This window comes from Marinobacter iranensis, from assembly GCF_029207565.1.
Classification (GTDB): domain Bacteria; phylum Pseudomonadota; class Gammaproteobacteria; order Pseudomonadales; family Oleiphilaceae; genus Marinobacter; species Marinobacter iranensis.
Genome location: NZ_JANCMW010000016.1, coordinates 66374 through 86365, shown reverse-complemented (window position 1 = coordinate 86365; position 19992 = coordinate 66374). Strand labels below are relative to the sequence as shown.

Annotated in this window: 15 protein-coding genes and 1 tRNA gene; 13 read left to right on the top strand and 3 right to left on the bottom strand. The window is 58.1% G+C overall.

Annotated elements, in window-relative coordinates:
* Positions 1-59 precede the first annotated feature (59 nt).
* From purU to pyrF, 12 genes are all read left to right on the top strand, one after another.
* Positions 60-914 carry a formyltetrahydrofolate deformylase gene (gene purU, locus NLU14_RS19795; protein ID WP_275709822.1) on the top strand — a complete coding sequence of 285 codons (855 nt, stop codon included), beginning with the start codon at positions 60-62 and terminating at the stop codon, positions 912-914.
* A 127-nt stretch (positions 915-1041) separates the two neighbouring features.
* The gene (gene gyrA / locus NLU14_RS19790) at positions 1042-3624 is read left to right on the top strand and encodes a DNA gyrase subunit A (protein WP_275709820.1); all 2583 of its coding nucleotides are present in this window, start codon (positions 1042-1044) and stop codon (positions 3622-3624) included.
* Complete coding sequence (serC, locus tag NLU14_RS19785; protein WP_275709851.1) at positions 3608-4690, top strand: 3-phosphoserine/phosphohydroxythreonine transaminase; 1083 nt, start codon at positions 3608-3610, stop codon at positions 4688-4690. The genes gyrA and serC overlap by 17 nt, the downstream gene beginning before the upstream one ends.
* 2 nt (positions 4691-4692) lie before the next feature.
* Entirely contained in the window at positions 4693-5790 is a 1098-nt protein-coding gene (gene pheA / locus NLU14_RS19780; protein WP_275709817.1) for a prephenate dehydratase, read from the top strand.
* Positions 5791-5822: 32 nt separating this feature from the next.
* Entirely contained in the window at positions 5823-6962 is a 1140-nt protein-coding gene (hisC, locus tag NLU14_RS19775; protein WP_275709814.1) for a histidinol-phosphate transaminase, read from the top strand.
* Between the two features lies 1 nt (position 6963).
* Entirely contained in the window at positions 6964-9192 is a 2229-nt protein-coding gene (locus NLU14_RS19770; protein WP_275709811.1) for a bifunctional prephenate dehydrogenase/3-phosphoshikimate 1-carboxyvinyltransferase, read from the top strand.
* Positions 9192-9872, top strand: coding sequence for a (d)CMP kinase (gene cmk / locus NLU14_RS19765; RefSeq protein WP_275709809.1), 681 nt, complete (start codon positions 9192-9194; stop codon positions 9870-9872). The genes NLU14_RS19770 and cmk overlap by 1 nt, the downstream gene beginning before the upstream one ends.
* Before the next feature lie 131 nt (positions 9873-10003).
* The gene (rpsA, locus tag NLU14_RS19760; protein WP_275709807.1) at positions 10004-11698 is read left to right on the top strand and encodes a 30S ribosomal protein S1; all 1695 of its coding nucleotides are present in this window, start codon (positions 10004-10006) and stop codon (positions 11696-11698) included.
* A gap of 132 nt (positions 11699-11830) precedes the next feature.
* Positions 11831-12127: an integration host factor subunit beta gene (locus tag NLU14_RS19755; protein WP_275709805.1), complete on the top strand. Its 297-nt coding sequence runs from the start codon at positions 11831-11833 to the stop codon at positions 12125-12127.
* A gap of 71 nt (positions 12128-12198) precedes the next feature.
* A complete protein-coding gene (locus NLU14_RS19750) occupies positions 12199-12501 on the top strand; it encodes a LapA family protein (protein ID WP_275709803.1) in 303 nt (100 codons plus the stop codon).
* Positions 12501-13670 carry a lipopolysaccharide assembly protein LapB gene (gene lapB / locus NLU14_RS19745; RefSeq protein ID WP_275709801.1) on the top strand — a complete coding sequence of 390 codons (1170 nt, stop codon included), beginning with the start codon at positions 12501-12503 and terminating at the stop codon, positions 13668-13670. The genes NLU14_RS19750 and lapB overlap by 1 nt, the downstream gene beginning before the upstream one ends.
* A gap of 33 nt (positions 13671-13703) precedes the next feature.
* The gene (gene pyrF, locus NLU14_RS19740) at positions 13704-14429 is read left to right on the top strand and encodes an orotidine-5'-phosphate decarboxylase (RefSeq protein WP_275709799.1); all 726 of its coding nucleotides are present in this window, start codon (positions 13704-13706) and stop codon (positions 14427-14429) included.
* A 371-nt stretch (positions 14430-14800) separates the two neighbouring features.
* Here the strand turns inward: pyrF and NLU14_RS19735 are convergent.
* Both NLU14_RS19735 and NLU14_RS19730 read right to left on the bottom strand, forming a co-directional pair.
* Positions 14801-14876: transfer RNA gene (locus NLU14_RS19735), tRNA-Asn, on the bottom strand.
* Positions 14877-14945: 69 nt separating this feature from the next.
* Complete coding sequence (locus tag NLU14_RS19730; RefSeq protein ID WP_275709797.1) at positions 14946-16130, bottom strand: pyridoxal phosphate-dependent aminotransferase; 1185 nt, start codon at positions 16128-16130, stop codon at positions 14946-14948.
* Between the two features lie 185 nt (positions 16131-16315).
* Between NLU14_RS19730 and uvrB the strand changes: the two genes are divergently transcribed.
* Positions 16316-18352 carry an excinuclease ABC subunit UvrB gene (gene uvrB, locus NLU14_RS19725; RefSeq protein ID WP_275709849.1) on the top strand — a complete coding sequence of 679 codons (2037 nt, stop codon included), beginning with the start codon at positions 16316-16318 and terminating at the stop codon, positions 18350-18352.
* Between the two features lie 342 nt (positions 18353-18694).
* Here the strand turns inward: uvrB and NLU14_RS19720 are convergent, their stop codons facing one another.
* A complete protein-coding gene (locus NLU14_RS19720) occupies positions 18695-19825 on the bottom strand; it encodes a GNAT family N-acetyltransferase/peptidase C39 family protein (protein ID WP_275709795.1) in 1131 nt (376 codons plus the stop codon).
* Positions 19826-19992 lie beyond the last annotated feature (167 nt).

Sequence of the window (19992 nt, the reverse complement as noted above, 5' to 3'; positions counted from 1 at the left end):
TTTTTAAGGGTGTGAACCTGTGCACCCGCTTTCCCGGATCAGATTAAGGAAAGGCTTCCATGGAGCATACCTATCGTCTTGTGATTTCCTGCCCGGACCGGGTGGGGATCGTTGCCAAGGTCAGTAACTTTCTGTCGACCTATAATGGCTGGATTACTGAGGCGAGCCACCATTCGGATACCCAGACCGGCTGGTTTTTCATGCGGCACGAAATCAAGGCCAGTTCAATCCCGTTCGGGCTGGACCAGTTCCGTGCCGCCTTCGAGCCCATTGCCCGCGAGTTCAACATGAACTGGCATATTGCCGACTCGGCCCGGCCCAAGAAAGTGATCCTGATGTGCAGCAAGGAGTCCCACTGTGTGGCGGACCTGCTCCATCGCTGGCACAGCCGGGAAATCAATGCTGAAATCGTGGCTGTTATTTCCAACCATGAAGACCTTCGGCGCATGGTGGAATGGCACGAGATACCCTACCACTATATTCCGGTGAACCAGAACAACCGCGACGAAGCCTTTGGCGAAGTGGATGGTCTGATTGAAGGGTACGAGGCCGATGTGGTGGTCCTGGCCCGGTACATGCAGGTATTACCTGCAAGCCTGTGTGAAAAGTATGCGGGCCAGGTCATCAACATCCACCACAGCTTCCTGCCGTCCTTCGCTGGCGCTCGGCCATACCATCAGGCATACAGCCGGGGTGTGAAGCTGATTGGCGCTACTTGTCATTACGTAACGCAGGACCTGGATGAAGGCCCTATTATCGAGCAGGACGTCATCCGCATCAGCCATAGCGACTCCATCGAAGACATGGTGCGCCTGGGTAAGGATGTCGAAAAAAATGCCCTGTCCCGGGGCCTGCGGGCGCACATTGAAGACCGGGTGATTACCTACGAAAACAAGACCGTGGTTTTTGACTGACGGCCACTGCCATATGCCCCGCTAAGGGGTTGAATGTGGTAGTATTGGCCGCTTGTTAAAGAATAACTATGGGGCGCTCTGAACGGCCCTGAAACGACTTCCAGCAAATGCAAAGGAACCTTTCTCGATGGGTGAGTTAGCCAAAGAGATCCTGCCGGTAAATATTGAAGACGAGCTGAAACAGTCCTACCTCGATTACGCCATGAGCGTTATCGTGGGGCGGGCGCTTCCAGACGTGCGGGACGGCCTTAAGCCGGTGCATCGCCGCGTATTGTTCGCCATGTCCGAGCTGAACAACGACTGGAACAAGTCTTACAAGAAATCCGCCCGCGTGGTGGGTGACGTTATCGGTAAGTACCACCCCCATGGCGATTCCGCCGTTTACGACACCATTGTCCGTATGGCCCAGCCGTTTTCCCTGCGGTATCCGCTGGTGGATGGTCAGGGTAACTTCGGTTCCATCGATGGCGACAACGCAGCTGCCATGCGTTACACCGAAATCCGCATGGAGAAGATTGCCCACTCCCTGCTGGCGGATCTGGAAAAGGAAACGGTGGACTTCGTTCCCAACTACGACGGCACCGAGCAGATCCCCGAGGTGTTGCCCACACGGGTTCCGAACCTGCTGGTCAACGGCTCATCCGGTATTGCCGTGGGTATGGCGACCAATATTCCGCCCCATAACCTCACCGAAATCGTGAACGGTTGTCTGGCGCTGATCGACAACCCGGACATGACCGTCGATGACCTGATGGAGCATATCCCTGGCCCGGATTTCCCCACCCAGGGCATTATCAATGGTCGCGCCGGCATTGTTGAGGCTTACCGCACTGGCCGCGGGCGTATCTATATTCGTGCCCGCCATGAAATCGAACACGACAAGAAAACCAATCGTGACGCCATCATCATCACAGAACTGCCGTACCAGCTGAACAAGGCGCGGTTAATCGAAAAGATTGCGGAACTGGTTAAAGAGAAGCGCCTGGAAGGTATCTCCGAGTTGCGGGACGAGTCCAACAAGGAAGGCATCCGGGTGGTGATTGAGTTGCGTCGCGGTGAAAACCCGGACGTCATCGTCAATAACCTGTTTGCCCATACCCAGTTGCAGACGGTGTTCGGCATCAACATGGTTGCGCTGATCAACGGCGAGCCGAAGATCCTCAATCTCAAGGAGATGCTGGACGCATTTGTTCGCCACCGCCGGGAAGTGGTTACCCGTCGGACCATCTACGAACTGCGCAAGGCCCGGGAACGCGGCCACATCCTCGAAGGCCTGACAGTTGCGCTGGCGAACATCGATGAGATTATCGCCCTGATCAAGGCTTCCCCGGGTGCGGCCGAGGCAAAAGAGAAACTGATGGCCCAGGGTTGGGCGCCGGGTGACGTCCTGGCCATGCTGGAACGCGCCGGCGAAGACGCCTGCCGCCCCGACGATCTGCCGGAAATCTTTGGCCTGCGCAAGGGCCTGTATCACCTGTCGCCGGAACAGGCCCAGGCGATCCTGGATCTGCGCCTGCACCGCCTGACCGGTCTTGAGACCGAAAAGCTGCAGAACGAGTACAAGGACATCCTCGAGAAGATCGCCGATCTGCTGGAAATCCTGGGAGATCCTGATCGCCTGATGCAGGTTATCCGCGAAGAGCTGGAAGCCATTGTCACCGAATTTGGCGACAAGCGTCTTACCGAAATCACCAGTTCCAAGCGTGACCTGACCATTGCCGACCTGATCGATGAGGAAGACCTGGTGGTGACCATCTCCCATGGTGGTTACGCCAAGACCCAGGCGGTAGAGGACTACCAGGCCCAGCGCCGTGGTGGCCGTGGCAAGGCCGCGACCTCCATGAAAGACGAGGATTTTGTCGAGAAATTGCTGGTTGCCAACTCCCACGACACCATTCTGTGCTTCTCCAACCGGGGCAAGGTGTACTGGTTGCGGGTGTTTGAGATTCCCCGTGCCAGTCGTGCGTCACGGGGTCGTCCGATGGTCAACATCCTGCCGCTGGATGAGGGTGAGCGTATTACCACCTTCCTGCCGGTGCGTGACTACCCGGAAGACCAGTACGTGCTTATGGCGACATCCGCCGGTGTGGTCAAGAAAACCCCGCTGCCGAACTTCTCCCGTCCGCGTAGCAATGGCCTGATTGCCCTGTCGCTGGATGAGGGCGACACCCTGATTGGCGCGGCCATCACCAAGGGCGATGCGGAAGTCATGCTGTTCTCCACGGCTGGCAAGGCTGTTCGTTTCAACGAGGAAGCGGTACGCCCGATGAGCCGTACGGCCCGTGGTGTGCGTGGTATCAAGATGCCGCAAGGGCATCATGTGGTATCGCTGATCATCCCGCAGGACAACGGCGTGCTGCTGACCGCCAGTGAGAATGGCTACGGCAAACGCACCACGTTTGATGAGTTCCCGACTTACAGCCGGGGCAGCCAGGGCGTTATTGCCATGCAGTGTTCCGAGCGTAACGGTAACCTGGTCACTGCGTTGCAGCTGTTTGAAGGCGATGAAATGATGCTGATCTCGGACAAGGGCACGCTGGTGCGTACCCGTACCGACGAAGTGTCGGTTCTGAGCCGTAACACCCAGGGTGTTCGCCTGATCAAGCTGAGCCAGGAAGACGAGCGTCTGGTGGGCGTTGAGCGTATTGCTGAAACCGATGCGGAAGACGAAACCGTTGCGGATGGTGAGGATGATGAGCAGGGCGTATAATTTTTGTGCAGGCCCGGCAACCTTGCCGGAGCCCGTGCTGAAACAGGCGCGGGACGAAATGCTGGACTGGCGCGGCACTGGCATGTCGGTGATGGAAATGAGCCATCGCAGTGACGAGTTCGTCGAGATCGCGGAAACGGCTGAAAAAGATCTCAGGGACTTGGCCGGTATTTCAGACGATTACGCCGTACTCTTCATGCAGGGTGGTGCTTCAAGCCAGTTCTCGACCATTCCGTTGAACCTGTTGGGTGACAAGACCTCTGCGGACTACGTGAACACCGGCATCTGGTCGAAGAAGGCCATCGCCGAGGCCAGCCGTTACGGCCATGTCAACGTGGCGGCCAGCAGTGAGGCGGATGGCTTCACCAGCATTCCCGGCCAGGACAGCTGGAATACCCGTGCGGATGCGGCCTACCTGCACTATACGCCCAACGAAACCATCGGCGGGCTGGAGTTCGACTTCGTGCCGGAAAGCGGTTCCGTGCCGCTGGTGGCGGACATGTCGTCCGCCATGCTATCGCGCCCGCTGGATGTGTCGAAATTCGGCCTGATCTATGCCGGTGCCCAGAAGAACATCGGCCCATCCGGCCTGGTGGTGGTCATTATCCGCAAGGACCTGCTGGGCAAGGCGCTGAAGATAACGCCAACGATGATGAACTATCAGGTGATCGCAGATAACGATTCCATGTACAACACCCCGGCCACCTATTCCTGGTACCTGGCTGGCCTGGTGTTCAAGTGGCTGAAAGAGCAGGGCGGGGTTACGGCCATGGGTGAGATCAACCGTCGCAAGGCCAGCAAACTGTATGGTTTTATTGACGAGAATGATTTCTACGCCAACCCCATCTCTCCACGTTTCCGTTCCTGGATGAACATACCTTTCACCCTGGCGGACGACGCGCTCAACAACGATTTCCTGAAAGGCGCGAATGAGCGTGGCCTGCTGAACCTCAAGGGACATCGCTCCGTGGGTGGCATGCGAGCCAGCATATACAACGCCATGCCGGAAGCCGGTATTGATGCGCTGATTGATTACATGACCGTGTTTGCGAAGGAGCGGGGCTGATCATGAATGATGAGCAGGCCCGTCTCGGGCAGTTAAGGGACGAGATCGACCGGGTGGACCGGGAGATCATGGAGCTGATCAGCAAGCGGGCCGAGTGTGCCCAGGAAGTGGCCCGGGTCAAGATGGAAGCCCATCCGGGGGAAGATGTGTTCTTCTACCGCCCGGAGCGGGAAGCCCAGGTGTTGCGGCGCATCAAGGACAGCAATCCCGGCCCGTTGTCCGGCGAGGAAATGGCGCGGCTGTTCCGGGAAATCATGTCCGCCTGCCTGGCGCTGGAAAAGCCGATGCACATCGCTTTCTTGGGGCCGATTGGTACCTTTACCCAGGCGGCCGCGCTCAAGCACTTTGGTCATTCCGTGGTCAGCGTGCCATTGCCCGCCATTGATGCGGTTTTCCGCGAGGTGGAGTCCGGCGCGGCTCACTACGGCGTGGTGCCGGTGGAGAATTCCACCGAGGGTATGATCAATCACACCCTGGACATGTTCATGTCCTCGCCGCTCAAGATCTGCGGTGAAGTCCAGCTGCGGATCCATCACCACCTGATGGTATCTCCGCAGAACAAGGACCAGGAAATCGTTCGTATCTATTCCCATCAGCAGTCGTTTGCCCAGTGCCGGCAATGGCTGGATACCCACCGCTATGGCGTTGAGCGGGTCACCGTCAGCAGCAATGCCGAGGCCGCAAGGCGGGCAGCGGAAGAGCCCGGTACGGCAGCCATTGCCGGTGATATGGCAGCGGAACTCTATGGCCTGGAGATGCTGGCCACCAGTATTGAGGACCGTCCGGACAACACCACCCGGTTCCTGATCATCGGGCGTGAGGAAGTACCAGCCAGTGGTAACGACAAGTCATCCATCCTAGTGTCCATGCGCAATAAACCCGGTGCGCTATACCAGTTGCTGGAACCGTTCCACAAGCACGGCCTGAGCCTGACCCGCATCGAAACCCGGCCGTCTCCCAGCGGTACCTGGGCCTACGTGTTCTATATCGATTTTGAAGGCCACGTAGAGGACAAGCAGGTCAGCAAGGTACTCTCGGAGATTGATGAAGAGGCCGTGGAGCTGAAGCGCCTGGGGTCCTATCCCATTGGGGTGCTGTAAAAAGAAACACGAATTTGCTGAGGAAGGGTGAAATGTCGATTGATTACCAAAGCCTAGCGGTCAAGGGTGTGCAGGCGTTATCCCCCTACCAGCCGGGTAAGCCCATTGACGAGTTGGCCCGGGAGCTGGGCCTCAACCCAGACGGCATCATCAAGCTGGCAAGCAACGAAAATCCGTTGGGGCCCAGCCCGAAGGCGCTGGCAGCGGTCAGGGAAGCGTTGGATGAGCTTTGCCGCTATCCCGATGGCAACGGGTTCGAGCTAAAACAGGCGCTCTCCGCACGATTTGCCGTTAAACCCTCGCAGATTACCCTGGGCAACGGTTCCAACGATGTCCTGGAAGTGATTACCCGGTGTTTTGCCGACTCGTCGTCGGAAGTGGTGTTTTCCCAGTACGCGTTCGCCGTGTATCCGCTGGTTACCCAGGCCATTGGTGCCAAAGGCGTGTCGGTTCCCGCCAAAGACTACGGCCACGATCTGGACGCCATGGTGGAAGCCATCACCGATCGCACAAAACTGGTGTTTGTCGCTAACCCGAACAACCCCACGGGTACCGTTCACGGTGCGGAGGCCATCGAGTCATTTCTTGACCGGATTCCAGCACGGGTACTGGTGGTTCTGGACGAAGCCTACTGCGAATACCTGCAGGGTGAAGGGTATGTGGATGGTTTATCCCTGCTTGAGCGCTACCCGAATCTGATTGTCACGAGAACGTTTTCCAAGGCCTGGGGGCTGGCATCACTACGGGCCGGTTATAGTGTAAGTTCTCCTGAAATTGCCAATATTCTCAATCGTGTACGCCAACCTTTTAATGTGGATACTCTGGCTCTGGCAGCAGCCACTGCCGTGCTGGGCGATGAGGAATACCTGCAGCGCTCCTGTGAAGTGAATGCCCAGGGCATGAAACAGCTTGAGTCTTCTTTCGGCGAAATGGGGCTGGAGTACATCCCGTCTGCCGGCAACTTCATTGCGGTGGATGTGGGTGAGCGGGCGCCGGAAATCAACCAGTCGCTACTGGAGCAGGGCGTGATTGTGCGGCCGATTGCCGGTTACGGCATGCCCCGGCACCTGCGGGTGTCCATTGGCCTGCCTGAGGAAAACGCACGCTTTGTTGAAGCCCTCTCCCACGCACTCGGAACATTGCCTGAGACTGAATCCGGGCGGGGAGTGTAACGTGTCCGGAGGGCAGCCACTGTTCCAGCGTGTTGCGGTCATCGGCCTCGGCCTGATTGGTGGTTCACTGGCCAGGGCCATCCGCGAAAACGGGCTTGCCGTAACCGTCGTTGGTGCTGACAAGCGTGGGGATGAGCTGGCGCTTGGCAAGGAACTGGGCATTATCGATGAAGCGGCCGGGTCGGTTGCTGAAGCGGTGGCGGGTAGTGATCTGGTGGTTCTGGCCGTGCCTGTGAGGGCAACGAAAGCCGTGCTGGCGGAAATCCAGCCACATCTGGGCGCCAACGCCGTGTTGACGGATGTGGGCAGCACCAAGACCAGTTTCGTGAAGGATGTAGTCGAGGTGTTTGGCAAGTTGCCGGCGAAAGTGATACCAGGCCACCCCATTGCCGGTTCCGAGAAGAGTGGCATCCGGGCGGCCAATCCGGAGCTGTTTGCCAATCATAAGGTGATTCTGACCCCGGCGGATAACGTCAGCCAGCCAGACCTTGAGAAGCTCAAGGCGCTCTGGGAAGGCTGCGGCGCCACGGTGCTCACCATGTCCGTGGCTTATCACGACGAAGTGTTGGCTGCCACCAGCCACCTGCCACACCTGATTGCCTTCTCTCTGGTGGATACGCTGGCCGGTGAGGATGAGAATCTTGATATTTTTCGCTATGCGGCGGGTGGGTTTCGCGACTTTACCCGGATTGCGGCCAGCGACCCGGTGATGTGGCACGATATATTTCTCTCCAACCGCGATGCGGTGCTGCGGGTGATTGACCATTTCACCCACGATCTGGACCAGTTGCGCACCGCCATTGCCGATCAGGACAGTGCAACCCTGCTGCGGGTTTTCAGTCGCGCCAAGGCGGCGCGAGAACATTTTTCAAAGATGCTTTCAGGACAGGCTTACGTGACAAACAACAGTCAGAAACAGGTAACGTTCCGTCTTCAACCCGGTGGCCGGATTTCCGGTGAGATCCGTGTGCCAGGCGACAAATCCATCTCCCATCGCTCCATCATGCTGGGTGCCCTTGCCGACGGCATCACCGAAGTGAAAGGCTTCCTGGAAGGGGAGGACAGCCTCGCTACCCTTCAGGCCTTCCGCGATATGGGTGTCACTATCGAAGGGCCGGATGCGGGTTTTGTCCGCATTCACGGTGTTGGTATCAATGGCTTGCAGGCGCCGCGCGGGCCGCTTTACCTGGGTAATTCCGGCACTGCCATGCGCCTGTTTTCAGGGTTGCTGGCGGCACAACCGTTTGACTCTGAGCTGACCGGCGACGAGAGCCTGTCCAAGCGGCCCATGGGCCGTGTGGCGGATCCTTTGCGGGCCATGGGTGCGGTGATCGACACCGCCGAGGGCGGGCGGCCACCGCTGAAGATCCGGGGCGGCCACGCCCTGACCGGCATCCATTACGAGATGCCGGTTGCCAGCGCCCAGGTGAAATCCTGCCTGTTGTTGGCCGGGCTCTACGCTGAAGGTGTTACCTCGGTGACTGAACCGGCACCAACCCGGGATCATACCGAGCGCATGCTGGAAGGCTTCGGGTACCACGTTCACCGTGACACCGCCACGGCAAGCGTCACTGGGGGCGGGCGCTTGACGGCCAGTGCCATCGATGTGCCTGCGGATATTTCCTCGGCAGCGTTCTTCCTGGTGGCGGCCAGTATCGCTCCCGGTTCTGACCTGACCATCCGCCATGTGGGCATGAACCCGACGCGGGTAGGGGTGATCAATATCCTGCGCATGATGGGCGCCAATATCGAGGTGCTGGAGGAGCGGGTGATCGGCGGCGAGCCGGTGGCAGACCTGCGTGTCCGTTCCGCCGAACTCAAGGGCATCGACATTCCCGAAGACCAGGTGCCCCTGGCCATCGACGAATTCCCTGTGCTGTTTATTGCCGCCGTATGTGCCGAGGGCAGAACGGTGTTGCGTGGCGCGGAAGAGCTTCGTGTCAAGGAGAGTGACCGCATCCAGGTGATGGCCGATGGCCTGACAGCGCTGGGTGTGGAGACCACGGTCACACCGGACGGCATTATTATCGATGGCGGCCAGACCATGGGCAGCGGTACCGTAAACAGTCACGGCGATCACCGCATTGCCATGGCCTTCTCAGTAGCCTCTTTGCGGGCCGATGGCGGCATTGAGGTGACCGATTGCGCCAATGTGTCCACGTCTTTCCCGGGTTTTGTGGAGTTGGCGAAGCGAACCGGCATCAATATCTCAGCCGAGGGGGCTGAATAATGGCTGAAGGCAAGGCGCCCGTTATCACCGTGGATGGCCCGGGTGGCTCAGGCAAGGGTACCATCACCCAGATGCTGGCCCGGAAACTTGGCTGGCACCTACTGGATAGCGGCGCACTGTATCGTCTTACTGCGCTTGCAGCAGAGCGGCAGGGGGTGTCACTGGATGACGAACCGGCGCTGGTGAGCGTTGCCGCCAATCTGGATGTGGCGTTCGAGCCAACACCACCGGGCGAGCCGGCAAAAGTATTGATGGGCGGCACGGATGTGACCGCAGATATACGTACGGAAACCTGTGGCGATAATGCCTCGAGGGTAGCCGTGATGCAGCCGGTACGTGATGCCCTGTTGCAGCGCCAGCGCGACTTCCGCAAGCCCCCGGGGCTGGTGGCGGACGGCCGTGACATGGGCACGGTGGTGTTTCCGGACGCACCCGTGAAGATCTTTCTGACCGCCAGCGCCGAAGAGCGTGCGCAAAGACGTTACGGCCAGTTGAAGGACGCAGGGGTCGATGTTAATATTGACGCCCTTTTAGAGGAGATACGGGTGCGCGATGAGCGGGACATGAACCGCGCCGCCGCCCCGCTCAAGCCTGCGGATGATGCGCAAGTCATTGATTCGACTGGGTTGAGTATAGAAGAGGTGCTAGTCAGGGTTATGGCCGCAGCAGGCCAGGCCTGACTACACCTTTTTGTCGTTGAAATTCCGGATTCAGCGTTATCGGCCAGCCACTGGCTGAATCCGGATTTAAACTAACAGACCGTGTTGCTGGTATCACGGAGTAAACTTGCGTTGATCACATAGGACACATAATGAGCGAGAGCTTTGCGGATCTTTTTGAAGAAAGCCTAAAAGAAATTGACATGCAACCGGGTTCCATCGTCCAGGGAACCGTAGTTGATGTTGATAGCGACTGGGTCACCGTTAACGCCGGGCTGAAGTCCGAAGGCGTTATCCCCGCCTCCCAGTTCCTCAACGAAAAAGGCGAGTTGGAAGTTGCTATTGGCGACGTTGTTGACGTAGCTCTCGACGCTGTGGAAGACGGCTTCGGTGAAACCCGTCTGTCCCGTGAGAAAGCCAAGCGCGCAGAAGCCTGGAAGGTACTCGAGAAGTCCTTCGAAGCTGAAGAAGTGGTTAAGGGTGTTATCAATGGCAAGGTCAAGGGTGGTTTCACCGTCGATCTGGCCGGCATCCGCGCCTTCCTGCCGGGCTCTCTGGTAGACGTTCGTCCGGTTCGCGACACCGCGCACCTGGAGAACAAGGAACTCGAATTCAAGGTTATCAAGCTCGACCAGAAGCGTAACAACGTGGTTGTTTCCCGCCGCGCCGTTCTGGAAGCTGAAAACAGTGCCGAGCGTGAAGCTCTGCTCGAAACCCTGACCGAAGGTCTGGAAATCAAGGGTATCGTCAAGAACCTGACTGACTACGGCGCGTTCGTGGATCTGGGTGGCGTTGACGGCCTGCTGCACATCACCGATATGGCCTGGAAGCGCATCAAGCATCCGAGCGAAATCGTCAATGTCGGCGACGAGATCAACGTCAAGGTTCTGAAGTTTGACCGTGAGCGCAACCGCGTATCACTGGGTCTGAAGCAGCTGGGTGAAGATCCCTGGGTTGATATCAAGGGCCGTTATCCGGAAGGTACCAAGGTTACCGCACGTGTAACCAACCTGACCGACTACGGCTGCTTTGCCGAGCTGGAAGAAGGCGTTGAAGGCCTGGTCCACGTTTCCGAAATGGACTGGACCAACAAGAACATTCATCCGTCCAAGGTCGTTCAGGTAGGCGACGAAGTGGGCGTGATGATCCTGGATATCGACGAAGAGCGTCGTCGTATCTCCCTGGGCATCAAGCAGTGTGTTGCCAATCCCTGGGAAGACTTCTCCAGCAGGTTCAACAAGGGCGACCGTATCTCCGGCAAGATCAAGTCAATTACTGACTTCGGTATCTTCATCGGCCTGGACGGTGGCATCGACGGTCTGGTTCACCTGTCAGACATCAGCTGGAACGAGACTGGCGAAGAAGCCGTCCGTGAATACAAGAAGGGCGACGAAGTCGAAACCGTTATCCTGTCTGTTGATCCCGAGCGTGAGCGTATCTCCCTGGGTATCAAGCAGCTGGAAAGCGATCCGTTCGCCGAGTTTGTACAGCTGAACGACAAGGGCTCCATCGTTAAGGGCACGGTATCCGCGGTTGACGCCAAAGCTGCCACTATCACCCTGAACGACGAAGTTGAAGCTGTTCTGAAAGCCTCTGAAATCAGCCGTGATCGTGTTGAAGACGCACGCAACGCGCTGAACGAAGGCGACGAAGTTGAAGCGAAGATCATCAGCATCGACCGCAAGAACCGCGTTATCAACCTGTCTGTGAAGTCGAAAGATGTTGAAGACGACAAGCAGGCACTGGAAGGTGTTCGTTCGAAAGCGGCTGAATCTTCCTCTGGTGCGACCACCATCGGTGATCTCATCAAGGAGCAGATGCAGCAGCAAAACGCCAACAAGGAATAGGTTTTCCGGTTGGTATGAAAAAAACGGGCTCTAAGAGCCCGTTTTTTTTGTGTTTTTTTCTGGTTTGGCTAAACTAGAGGCAAGGAGCTGGTAACCGGCTATCCGATAATAATGTGAAGAGGGATGAGCCCAATGACAAAATCTGAACTGGTAGAGCTGATTGCGTCCAAACAGACGCAGCTTTCAGTGAAGGATGTGGAACTGGCTGTGAAAACCATTATTGAACATATGTCCCAGTCACTGGCGGATGGCCAGCGAATTGAGATACGGGGCTTTGGCAGTTTTTCACTGCACCACCGCGCCGCCAGAACCGGGCGTAATCCAAAAACGGGCGAAGCTGTGCAGTTACCGGCTAAATTTGTTCCGCACTTCAAGCCAGGCAAGGAGTTGCGGGAACAGGTGAACGAGAGCCTTAAAAAGGGTTTCTGATTACCCTCGTGGGGAAAGACGTTAACCAGGTCCTGATGTAAATAATCAGGTCCGCGTGGAGCATTGCGACTATGGCCGGTTTACAGAAGGTCCTTCTCATTCTGCTGGTGTTGTTTCTGGTTCTGGTAGCCCTTGTTTTTTCCCTCAACAATCAGATGGCGGTATCCCTCAACTTTCTGCTCTTCGAGACCCAGCCCCACGGTGTTGCTGTCTGGATTATCCTGTCTTTTGTGATCGGCGCTTTGATTGGAGTTCTGATTACCATGCTTGCAACCGTTCGCACATCGGTTTCCCGTCGCAACCTTGAAAAACGACTTGCTCGTACCGAGCAGGCATTGGAGAAATCCAGGGCCCAGAACGACCGGACGCTTTAATGGATATAGTGCTTCAATGGCTGCTGTTGACTGTCGCGGTGGCTGCTGGTTGGTTTGTCGGGCGTATGGGCAGCACCAGGGAGCGGTCCAAAACGCCCATCTCGGATGAGGAATCCGTCAAAGACCGCCTGCAATTCCTGTTCACCAACTATTCCGATCAGGCGGTGGAGAACTTCGTTCAATCCTTGGCTGTCAACAAGGACACGGTGGGGTTGCACCTGTCCATTGGCGCCCATTTCCGTCACAAGGGTGAGACGGACCGTGCCATCCTGATTCACCAGAACCTGCTGGCACGCCCTGAACTGCCCACCCGTTTTTCCCAACAGGTCACTTATGAACTGGCCATTGACTACCTGAACGCGGGCCTGCTGGACCGGGCGGAAGCGTTGCTCCATCAATTGATGGGAGACAGGGAATACGGTCGCAAGTCGTCGCTGCAGCTGATTGAGCTGTATCAGCAGGAAAAGGAGTGGGGCAAGGCCGGGCAGGTGGCTCGAACGCTGACCACCGGTGAGCACGATGCCCGCATGTACAAGATGCTGGCCTACATCACCTGTGAGCAGGCAGAAGATGCCCTCAAGCATGATGATCGCTGGATGGCCCAGAAACTGGCCAAGGAAGCCCTGGAGTATGACCGCTCCTGTGTGCGGGCCACCTTTATCATGATGAGACTGCTCATTCGGCAGGGCAGTTATCGTGACGCGGCCAATCAGAGCCTGAAGATCTTCGACCAGAACCCGGAATTCGGCTCCGAGGCTGTTGACCGGTTAATGAAACTTGAGCGGGAACACGGCGATGTCGGGCGCCTGGTCAAGAAACTCGGAAAATTCTACGAAACCTGGCCAAGCACCAGCCTGCTGCTGGCACTGGTGGAGGCCGTTGAACGTACTTCCGGTCGCATGGCCGCCATCGAATTGCTGCGCAGGGAACTCGAGGTGCGCCCCAGTGTCCGGGGCTTGCTGCGCCTGGTGGAGCTGGCGGGCTACGAAAAAGGCATGACCACTGACGAAGGCCGCCTGGTCAGCCGCATTGGCCACCTGATTCTGGCCAACCGCCCCATTTACCGGTGCGTTAACTGCGGTTTTTCCGGCCAGCAGCTGCACTGGTTATGCCCCAGTTGCAAACAATGGGAAACTGTCCGCCCGATACAGGGTGTGGAAGCCGAATAACCCGATGACACGACATTCTGCAGGAAACTGACTGTGCAAACCCCTGATAATCCCCGAATCATTGTTGCCCTGGATTTTCCGTCCGACCAGCCTGCGTTGGCGCTGGTTGACCAACTGGACCCGGCCAAGTGCCGTCTGAAGGTAGGTAAAGAGCTGTTTACCCGCTCCGGCCCCGGCCTGGTCCGCGACCTTCACGGCCGCGGGTTCGAGGTGTTCCTGGACCTGAAATTTCATGACATTCCCAACACCACCTCGGCTGCGGTAGCGGCTGCTGCTGATCTTGGGGTCTGGATGGTCAATGTGCACGCTTCCGGCGGTGAAAAGATGATGACCGCCTGCCGTGACCGCCTGGAGAGTTACGGCAAGGACCGCCCGTTGCTGATTGCGGTGACGGTGTTGACCAGCATGGGCTCCGAAGATCTCGCCGGCATTGGCATCACCGATTCCCCGGAAGCCCAGGTTTCCCGTCTGGCAACCCTGACCCGCAACTGCGGCCTGGATGGCGTTGTCTGCTCCGCGCAGGAGGCGCCGGCGCTGAAAGCGGAGCAGGGCGCCGACTTCAAACTGGTCACTCCGGGTATCCGCCCGCTGTCTGCCGACAAAGGCGACCAACAGCGCATCATGACTCCCACCGATGCCCTTAAAGCCGGTTCCGACTACCTGGTCATCGGTCGCCCGATTACCCAGGCTGCTGATCCTCTGGCGGCGTTGGAGGCTATTCACTCGGAGTTAATCGCGGTCTCCGGCCCTAGCCGGTAAGTTTGTTGCCTCGGTGCGGTAAGGCCTCCCTCACAAAAAACGCTACAAGCACATCCATGTGCGCTTGGGCTCCGCACATTTTGTGAGGGAGGCCTTACCGCACCGGTTTTGACATCTCAGATATCGCCGTAAAAGGAACGTAGGTCGGATTAGCGAAGCGTAATCCGACAAATGGCGGACCACTCACAAAGAACGTGCTTGTAGCGTTTTTCGGGAAGGAAGTCCTACCTCGCCGTCGCGCTACATGGGAAGGCTGGGGAACCAGGCTAGCGGTATTGTCGGGTTACGCTTTGCTAATCCGACCTACGGGTGCCGTATGGTCTAAACGAAAAAAGCCGCCAATCCAGAGGACTAGCGGCTTTTCGGAATAATGGCTCCCCGAGCTGGGCTCGAACCAGCGACAAACGGATTAACAGTCCGTTGCTCTACCAACTGAGCTATCGGGGAACGTCGTCGTGTGACGAGGCGCGTATATTAAGGTTACCCCAACGCCTCGTCAACCCCTTGCCAGTATTTTTAGCCCAGGGCCTTCTTCAGGCGCTCAATGGCCTGCTTCAGGGTATCCAGGCTGGTGGCGAAGCTCAGGCGCATATGGCCTGGCGCGCCAAAAGCGGAGCCCGGAACCAGGGCAACGCCGGCTTCCTTCAGCAATTTCTCTGCAAACTCGACATCGTTGCTGACGCCAGAATCCGCATCAATGGCCGCCTGGAAGCTCGGGAACACGTAAAACGTACCATCGCCATGCAGGCACTCAACGCCGGGCAGGGCGTTCAGGGCTTCCACCAGGTAGTCGTGGCGTTCCTTGAATGCGGTAACCATTTCCTGAACACACTCCTGCGGGCCTTCAAGGGCGGCAGTGGCAGCCGCCTGGGAGATCGACGCCGGGTTGGAGGTGCTCTGGGACTGGATTTTCTTCATGGCACCGATGATCTTTGCCGGGCCCGCAGCGTAGCCGATGCGCCAGCCGGTCATGGAGTAGGCCTTGGAAACACCGTTCAGCACGAAGGTACGGTCGTACAGCTCCGGCGTAGCGTTCAGGATGTTGCAGAATGGCTGGCCGGTCCACAGGATTGGCTCGTACATGTCATCGGTGGCGATCATGATGTGCGGGTGCTTCTTCAGCACTTCGCCAATCGCCTTAAGTTCGTCCAGGCTGTAGGCCATGCCGCTGGGGTTGGACGGGCTGTTGATCACGAACAGCCGGGTACGCTCGGTGATCGCGCTTTCCAGCTGTTCCGGGGTAATCTTGAAGCGGGTTTCCGCGCCGGTTTCGATGATCACCGGTTTGCCTTCGGCCACCAGAACCATGTCCGGATAGGAGACCCAGTAAGGGGCGGGGATAATGGCTTCGTCACCCTTGTTCAGGGTGGCCAGGGCGAGGTTGAAAAAGCTCTGTTTGCCACCGCTGCTTACCAGGATCTGGTTGGCTTCGTATTCCAGTCCGTTGTCCCGTTTGAACTTCGCAATGATCGCCTTCTTGAGGGCGGGCGTACCATCCACGGCGGTGTATTTGGTCTGGCCGTTGTTGATGGCTTCGATAGCCGCCTGTTTGATGTGATCTGGCGTGTCGAAGTCCGGCTCGCCGGCGCCAAGGCCGATAATATCCTGGCCAGCAGCGCGCAATTCCGCCGCCTTGTTGGTGACTGCGAGGGTGGGAGAAGGCTTGATTGCCTGTACTCGGCTGGAAAGTTGAAGGTCCAAACTTGCGCTCCTTAAAGCTGCGTCTGATAGGGCTCCAGCGGCTGGCAAGTAGTGGTTTTCACCATCTTGAGGCCGCCCTGGATGCCACAGATGGTACCATGAAGCCCGCGTGAGGATAAGTTTCTCAAACCTGATTGAACGGAGGATGTCTCCAGACTATGGCCACTTCAGAAACCGGCGCGCTCATGAAAGACGGCGCGTTCAAGGTCGATTCCCCGTTCCAGCCTGCAGGGGATCAGCCCAAAGCAATCGAAGGCCTGGTGGATGGTATTCACTCCGGTCTGGCACACCAGACACTGCTGGGTGTCACCGGTTCGGGCAAGACCTTTACCATTGCCAACGTTATCCAGCAGGTGCAGCGGCCAACCATTGTCATGGCCCATAACAAAACCCTGGCGGCCCAGTTGTACGGGGAGTTCCGGGAATTCTTTCCGGATAATGCGGTGGAGTATTTCGTTTCCTATTACGACTACTACCAGCCAGAGGCCTATGTGCCGTCTTCCGATACCTTTATCGAGAAAGACGCCTCCATCAACGAGCACATAGAGCAGATGCGCCTCTCGGCCACCAAGGCCCTGTTGGAGCGGCCGGATGCGATCATTGTGGCAACAGTGTCGTCCATTTACGGGCTGGGTGACCCCCAGTCCTACCTGAAAATGATGCTGCACCTGGACCGGGGCGACCAGATCGACCAGCGTTATGTCCTCCGGCGCCTGGCGGAGTTGCAGTACACCCGCAACGACATCGAATTCCACCGCGCCAACTACCGGGTGCGCGGGGATGTGATTGATGTGTTCCCGGCCGAATCCGAGAAAGAAGCCATCCGCATCGAGCTGTTCGATGATGAAGTGGAGAACCTCAGTTACTTCGATCCGCTGACCGGCGAGGTGCTGCGCCGGGTGCCCCGGGTTACCATCTATCCCAAGTCCCACTATGTAACACCAAGACAGACAGTGCTGGACGCGGTGGAACATATAAAGGTGGAGCTGGATGGGCGCCTGCAGCAACTGCGTGACAACAACCGCCTGGTGGAGGCCCAGCGGCTGGAAGAGCGTACCCGCTACGACATCGAAATGATGCTGGAGCTGGGTTACTGCAACGGCATCGAGAACTACTCACGCTACCTGTCTGGCCGCCAGTCGGGCGAGGCACCGCCTACACTCTTCGACTACCTGCCACCGAATGCGTTGCTGGTGGTGGACGAATCCCACGTCACCATCCCCCAGATCGGCGCCATGTACAAGGGCGACCGCTCCCGTAAGGAAACCCTGGTGGAATACGGCTTTCGGCTGCCCTCGGCCCTGGACAACCGGCCCATGCGTTTCGATGAGTGGGAGCGGATTGCACCGCAGATGCTGTTTGTCTCCGCCACCCCCGGCAACTACGAAGCCGAACACGCAGGGCAGGTGGTTGAACAGGTGGTGCGGCCCACCGGCCTGCTGGACCCAGAAATCGAGGTGCGCCCGGCCTCCACCCAGGTGGACGACCTGCTCTCGGAAATCCGTCTGCGCACCAACGTCAAGGAACGGGTACTGGTGACCACACTCACCAAACGCATGGCGGAAGACCTTACCGACTTCCTGATGGAGCACGACATTCGCGTGCGCTACTTGCACTCGGACATCGACACGGTGGAGCGGGTGGAGATCATCCGCGACCTGCGCCGGGGCGAGTTTGACGTGCTGGTGGGCATCAACCTGCTGCGGGAAGGGCTGGATATGCCGGAAGTGTCACTGGTTTGTATCCTCGATGCCGACAAGGAAGGTTTCCTGCGTTCAGAGCGTTCCCTGATCCAGACTATCGGCCGCGCGGCGCGGAACCTCCACGGCAAGGCGATTCTCTATGGCGACCGGATTACTGGCTCAATGCAGCGGGCGATCGACGAAACCGAACGCCGCCGCACCAAGCAGGCCGCCCACAACGAGGAACACGGCATTACACCCCAGGGCCTGAACAAAAAGATCGCGGATATCATGGAAGGCGCCGGTGGCGGCAGTGGACGCGGTCGCCGCAAGGCAGAGCGTCCGGGTGAAAAGGCTGCGGAGGAAGCCGAGAGGTACCGTGCGAAGATGGGCAATCGCTCTCCGGAGGAGATACTCAAAGAGATCACCCGTCTGGAAGACGATATGTACAAGGCCGCCGCCGACCTGGATTTCGAGACGGCTGCGCGGTTGCGAGATGATATTTCTGAGCTGAAAGAGGCTGCTTTGCGGACTGGTTAGTTCGTGCCTACGTAGCCTGCTGCTTTGGGAGTTTGTCGCCCGGCCGATGACCCTTTGCAAAACACGCCCACAAGCACGTCCATGTGGGGCTTGGTCGCGCCATCCCTGGCGCTCCACGGTTTTGCAAAGGATCATCGGCCGTGCTTGTTCTAGCGCTGGCGTTATCGCCCTGGTTTGATTTACGTAGGTCGGATTAGGCAAAGCCGTAATCCGACAATTTGGTTCCCATGCGAAAATCGAATGCGCCTATGATTTGTCGGATTACGCTTCGCTAATCCGACCTACGTGAAACACATCTCTACTCCGGCGATATTCCCGATGTGCAGCCACTAAAGCCGCAGGCTAATTCGTAGCCATAGAATCCCGCTTGGGCCCAACAATAACCGCTGCCTGCAACGGCTGGTTCTTGCCATACCGGGACATGCGACCAAACACCCGCCGGTCCACCGGCAGGTATTGCTTGTCAGCGACGGTTTCGCCGATGTCCGTGTCAATCTCCGGGTCGTGCAGGTACACGAACTGGTCATCCATGGCACACACCGTCACCCAGTGGGGAACACGGCTGCGGTTCAGTTGCCAGGTGCTGATCAGGATCACCGGAACACGGCCATCGTGGAGCGCTGCCTGCATGCCGTCCAGGGTGAGCGGATCGTGGTGGAGTTCGATGCCGGTCTGGCCGATGTCGTGGAGGAAGCCCTCGTGCACCAGTTCCAGTACCCGCTTCTTGTCGTCGTTGCGAACCGTATCCTTGAACAAGGCACCCTCGGTGCTGATATAGGCACTGGCATGGAATCCCCGGTGCCAGGCCGCTAGCGCAAGGCCATGTGGGCCGCAGCCGCCGTGGCCGGCCAGCATGAAGATGGTGGTGGCTTCGCGCCAGAGCTTCAGTTCTTCCAGGGTGGTCATCGGCTGGCTTTCGTCCAGCGTGGCCATGGCCATGATCAGGGCCGCCGGGCCGCAGGAGAATTCTGTGGTCTGGGGGTAATAGGGCACCGCCGGAAATTCCTGTGACGGCGCGTAGAACAGAATGCGGCGCTCAAAGCGCAGAGCAGTGCCGTGGTCTTCGTAGTAGTCCCGATAGGTGCCGAACTGCCGGTAGCCCAGGCGCTGGTACAGGCGGATGGCCGGGGTGTTGTCCTCTCGTACTTCCAGTCGCATCACGATACGGCCGGCGTCCACTGCCGCGGCTTCCGCTTCGCGCACCAATTGCTCGCCGATGTTACGGCCGCGTTCCGAAGGCGACACGGCAACGGAATAGATCCGCGCCAGCCGGGTGGCAGCGCTCATCAGCACCAGGCAGTAGCCCACCAGTTCCTCTCCGGCCACAGCGACAATCAGGCGGTCCCGTGGCATGTCCAGGAAGCGGCGGAAGCTGCGCCGGGAAATTCGGTCTTCGGTAAAACAGCGGTTCTCCAGCTTTACCAGTGCGTCCAGGTCATCACCGGTGGTGTGACGGAATTGTAGTGATGTCATAGTGTCAGGACTCTGGATAACGCAATAAGTGACGGCTTGGCCGGATTCAGCACTGGCGGCTATTATGAGTGAGTGCCGACATTGCCGGAAGCGCGCAATTATGCGTAAAAGCACGCATTTCCTGCTAATTGTAGGCTAAAGGTTTCCAGCGTATTGTTGCGACATTG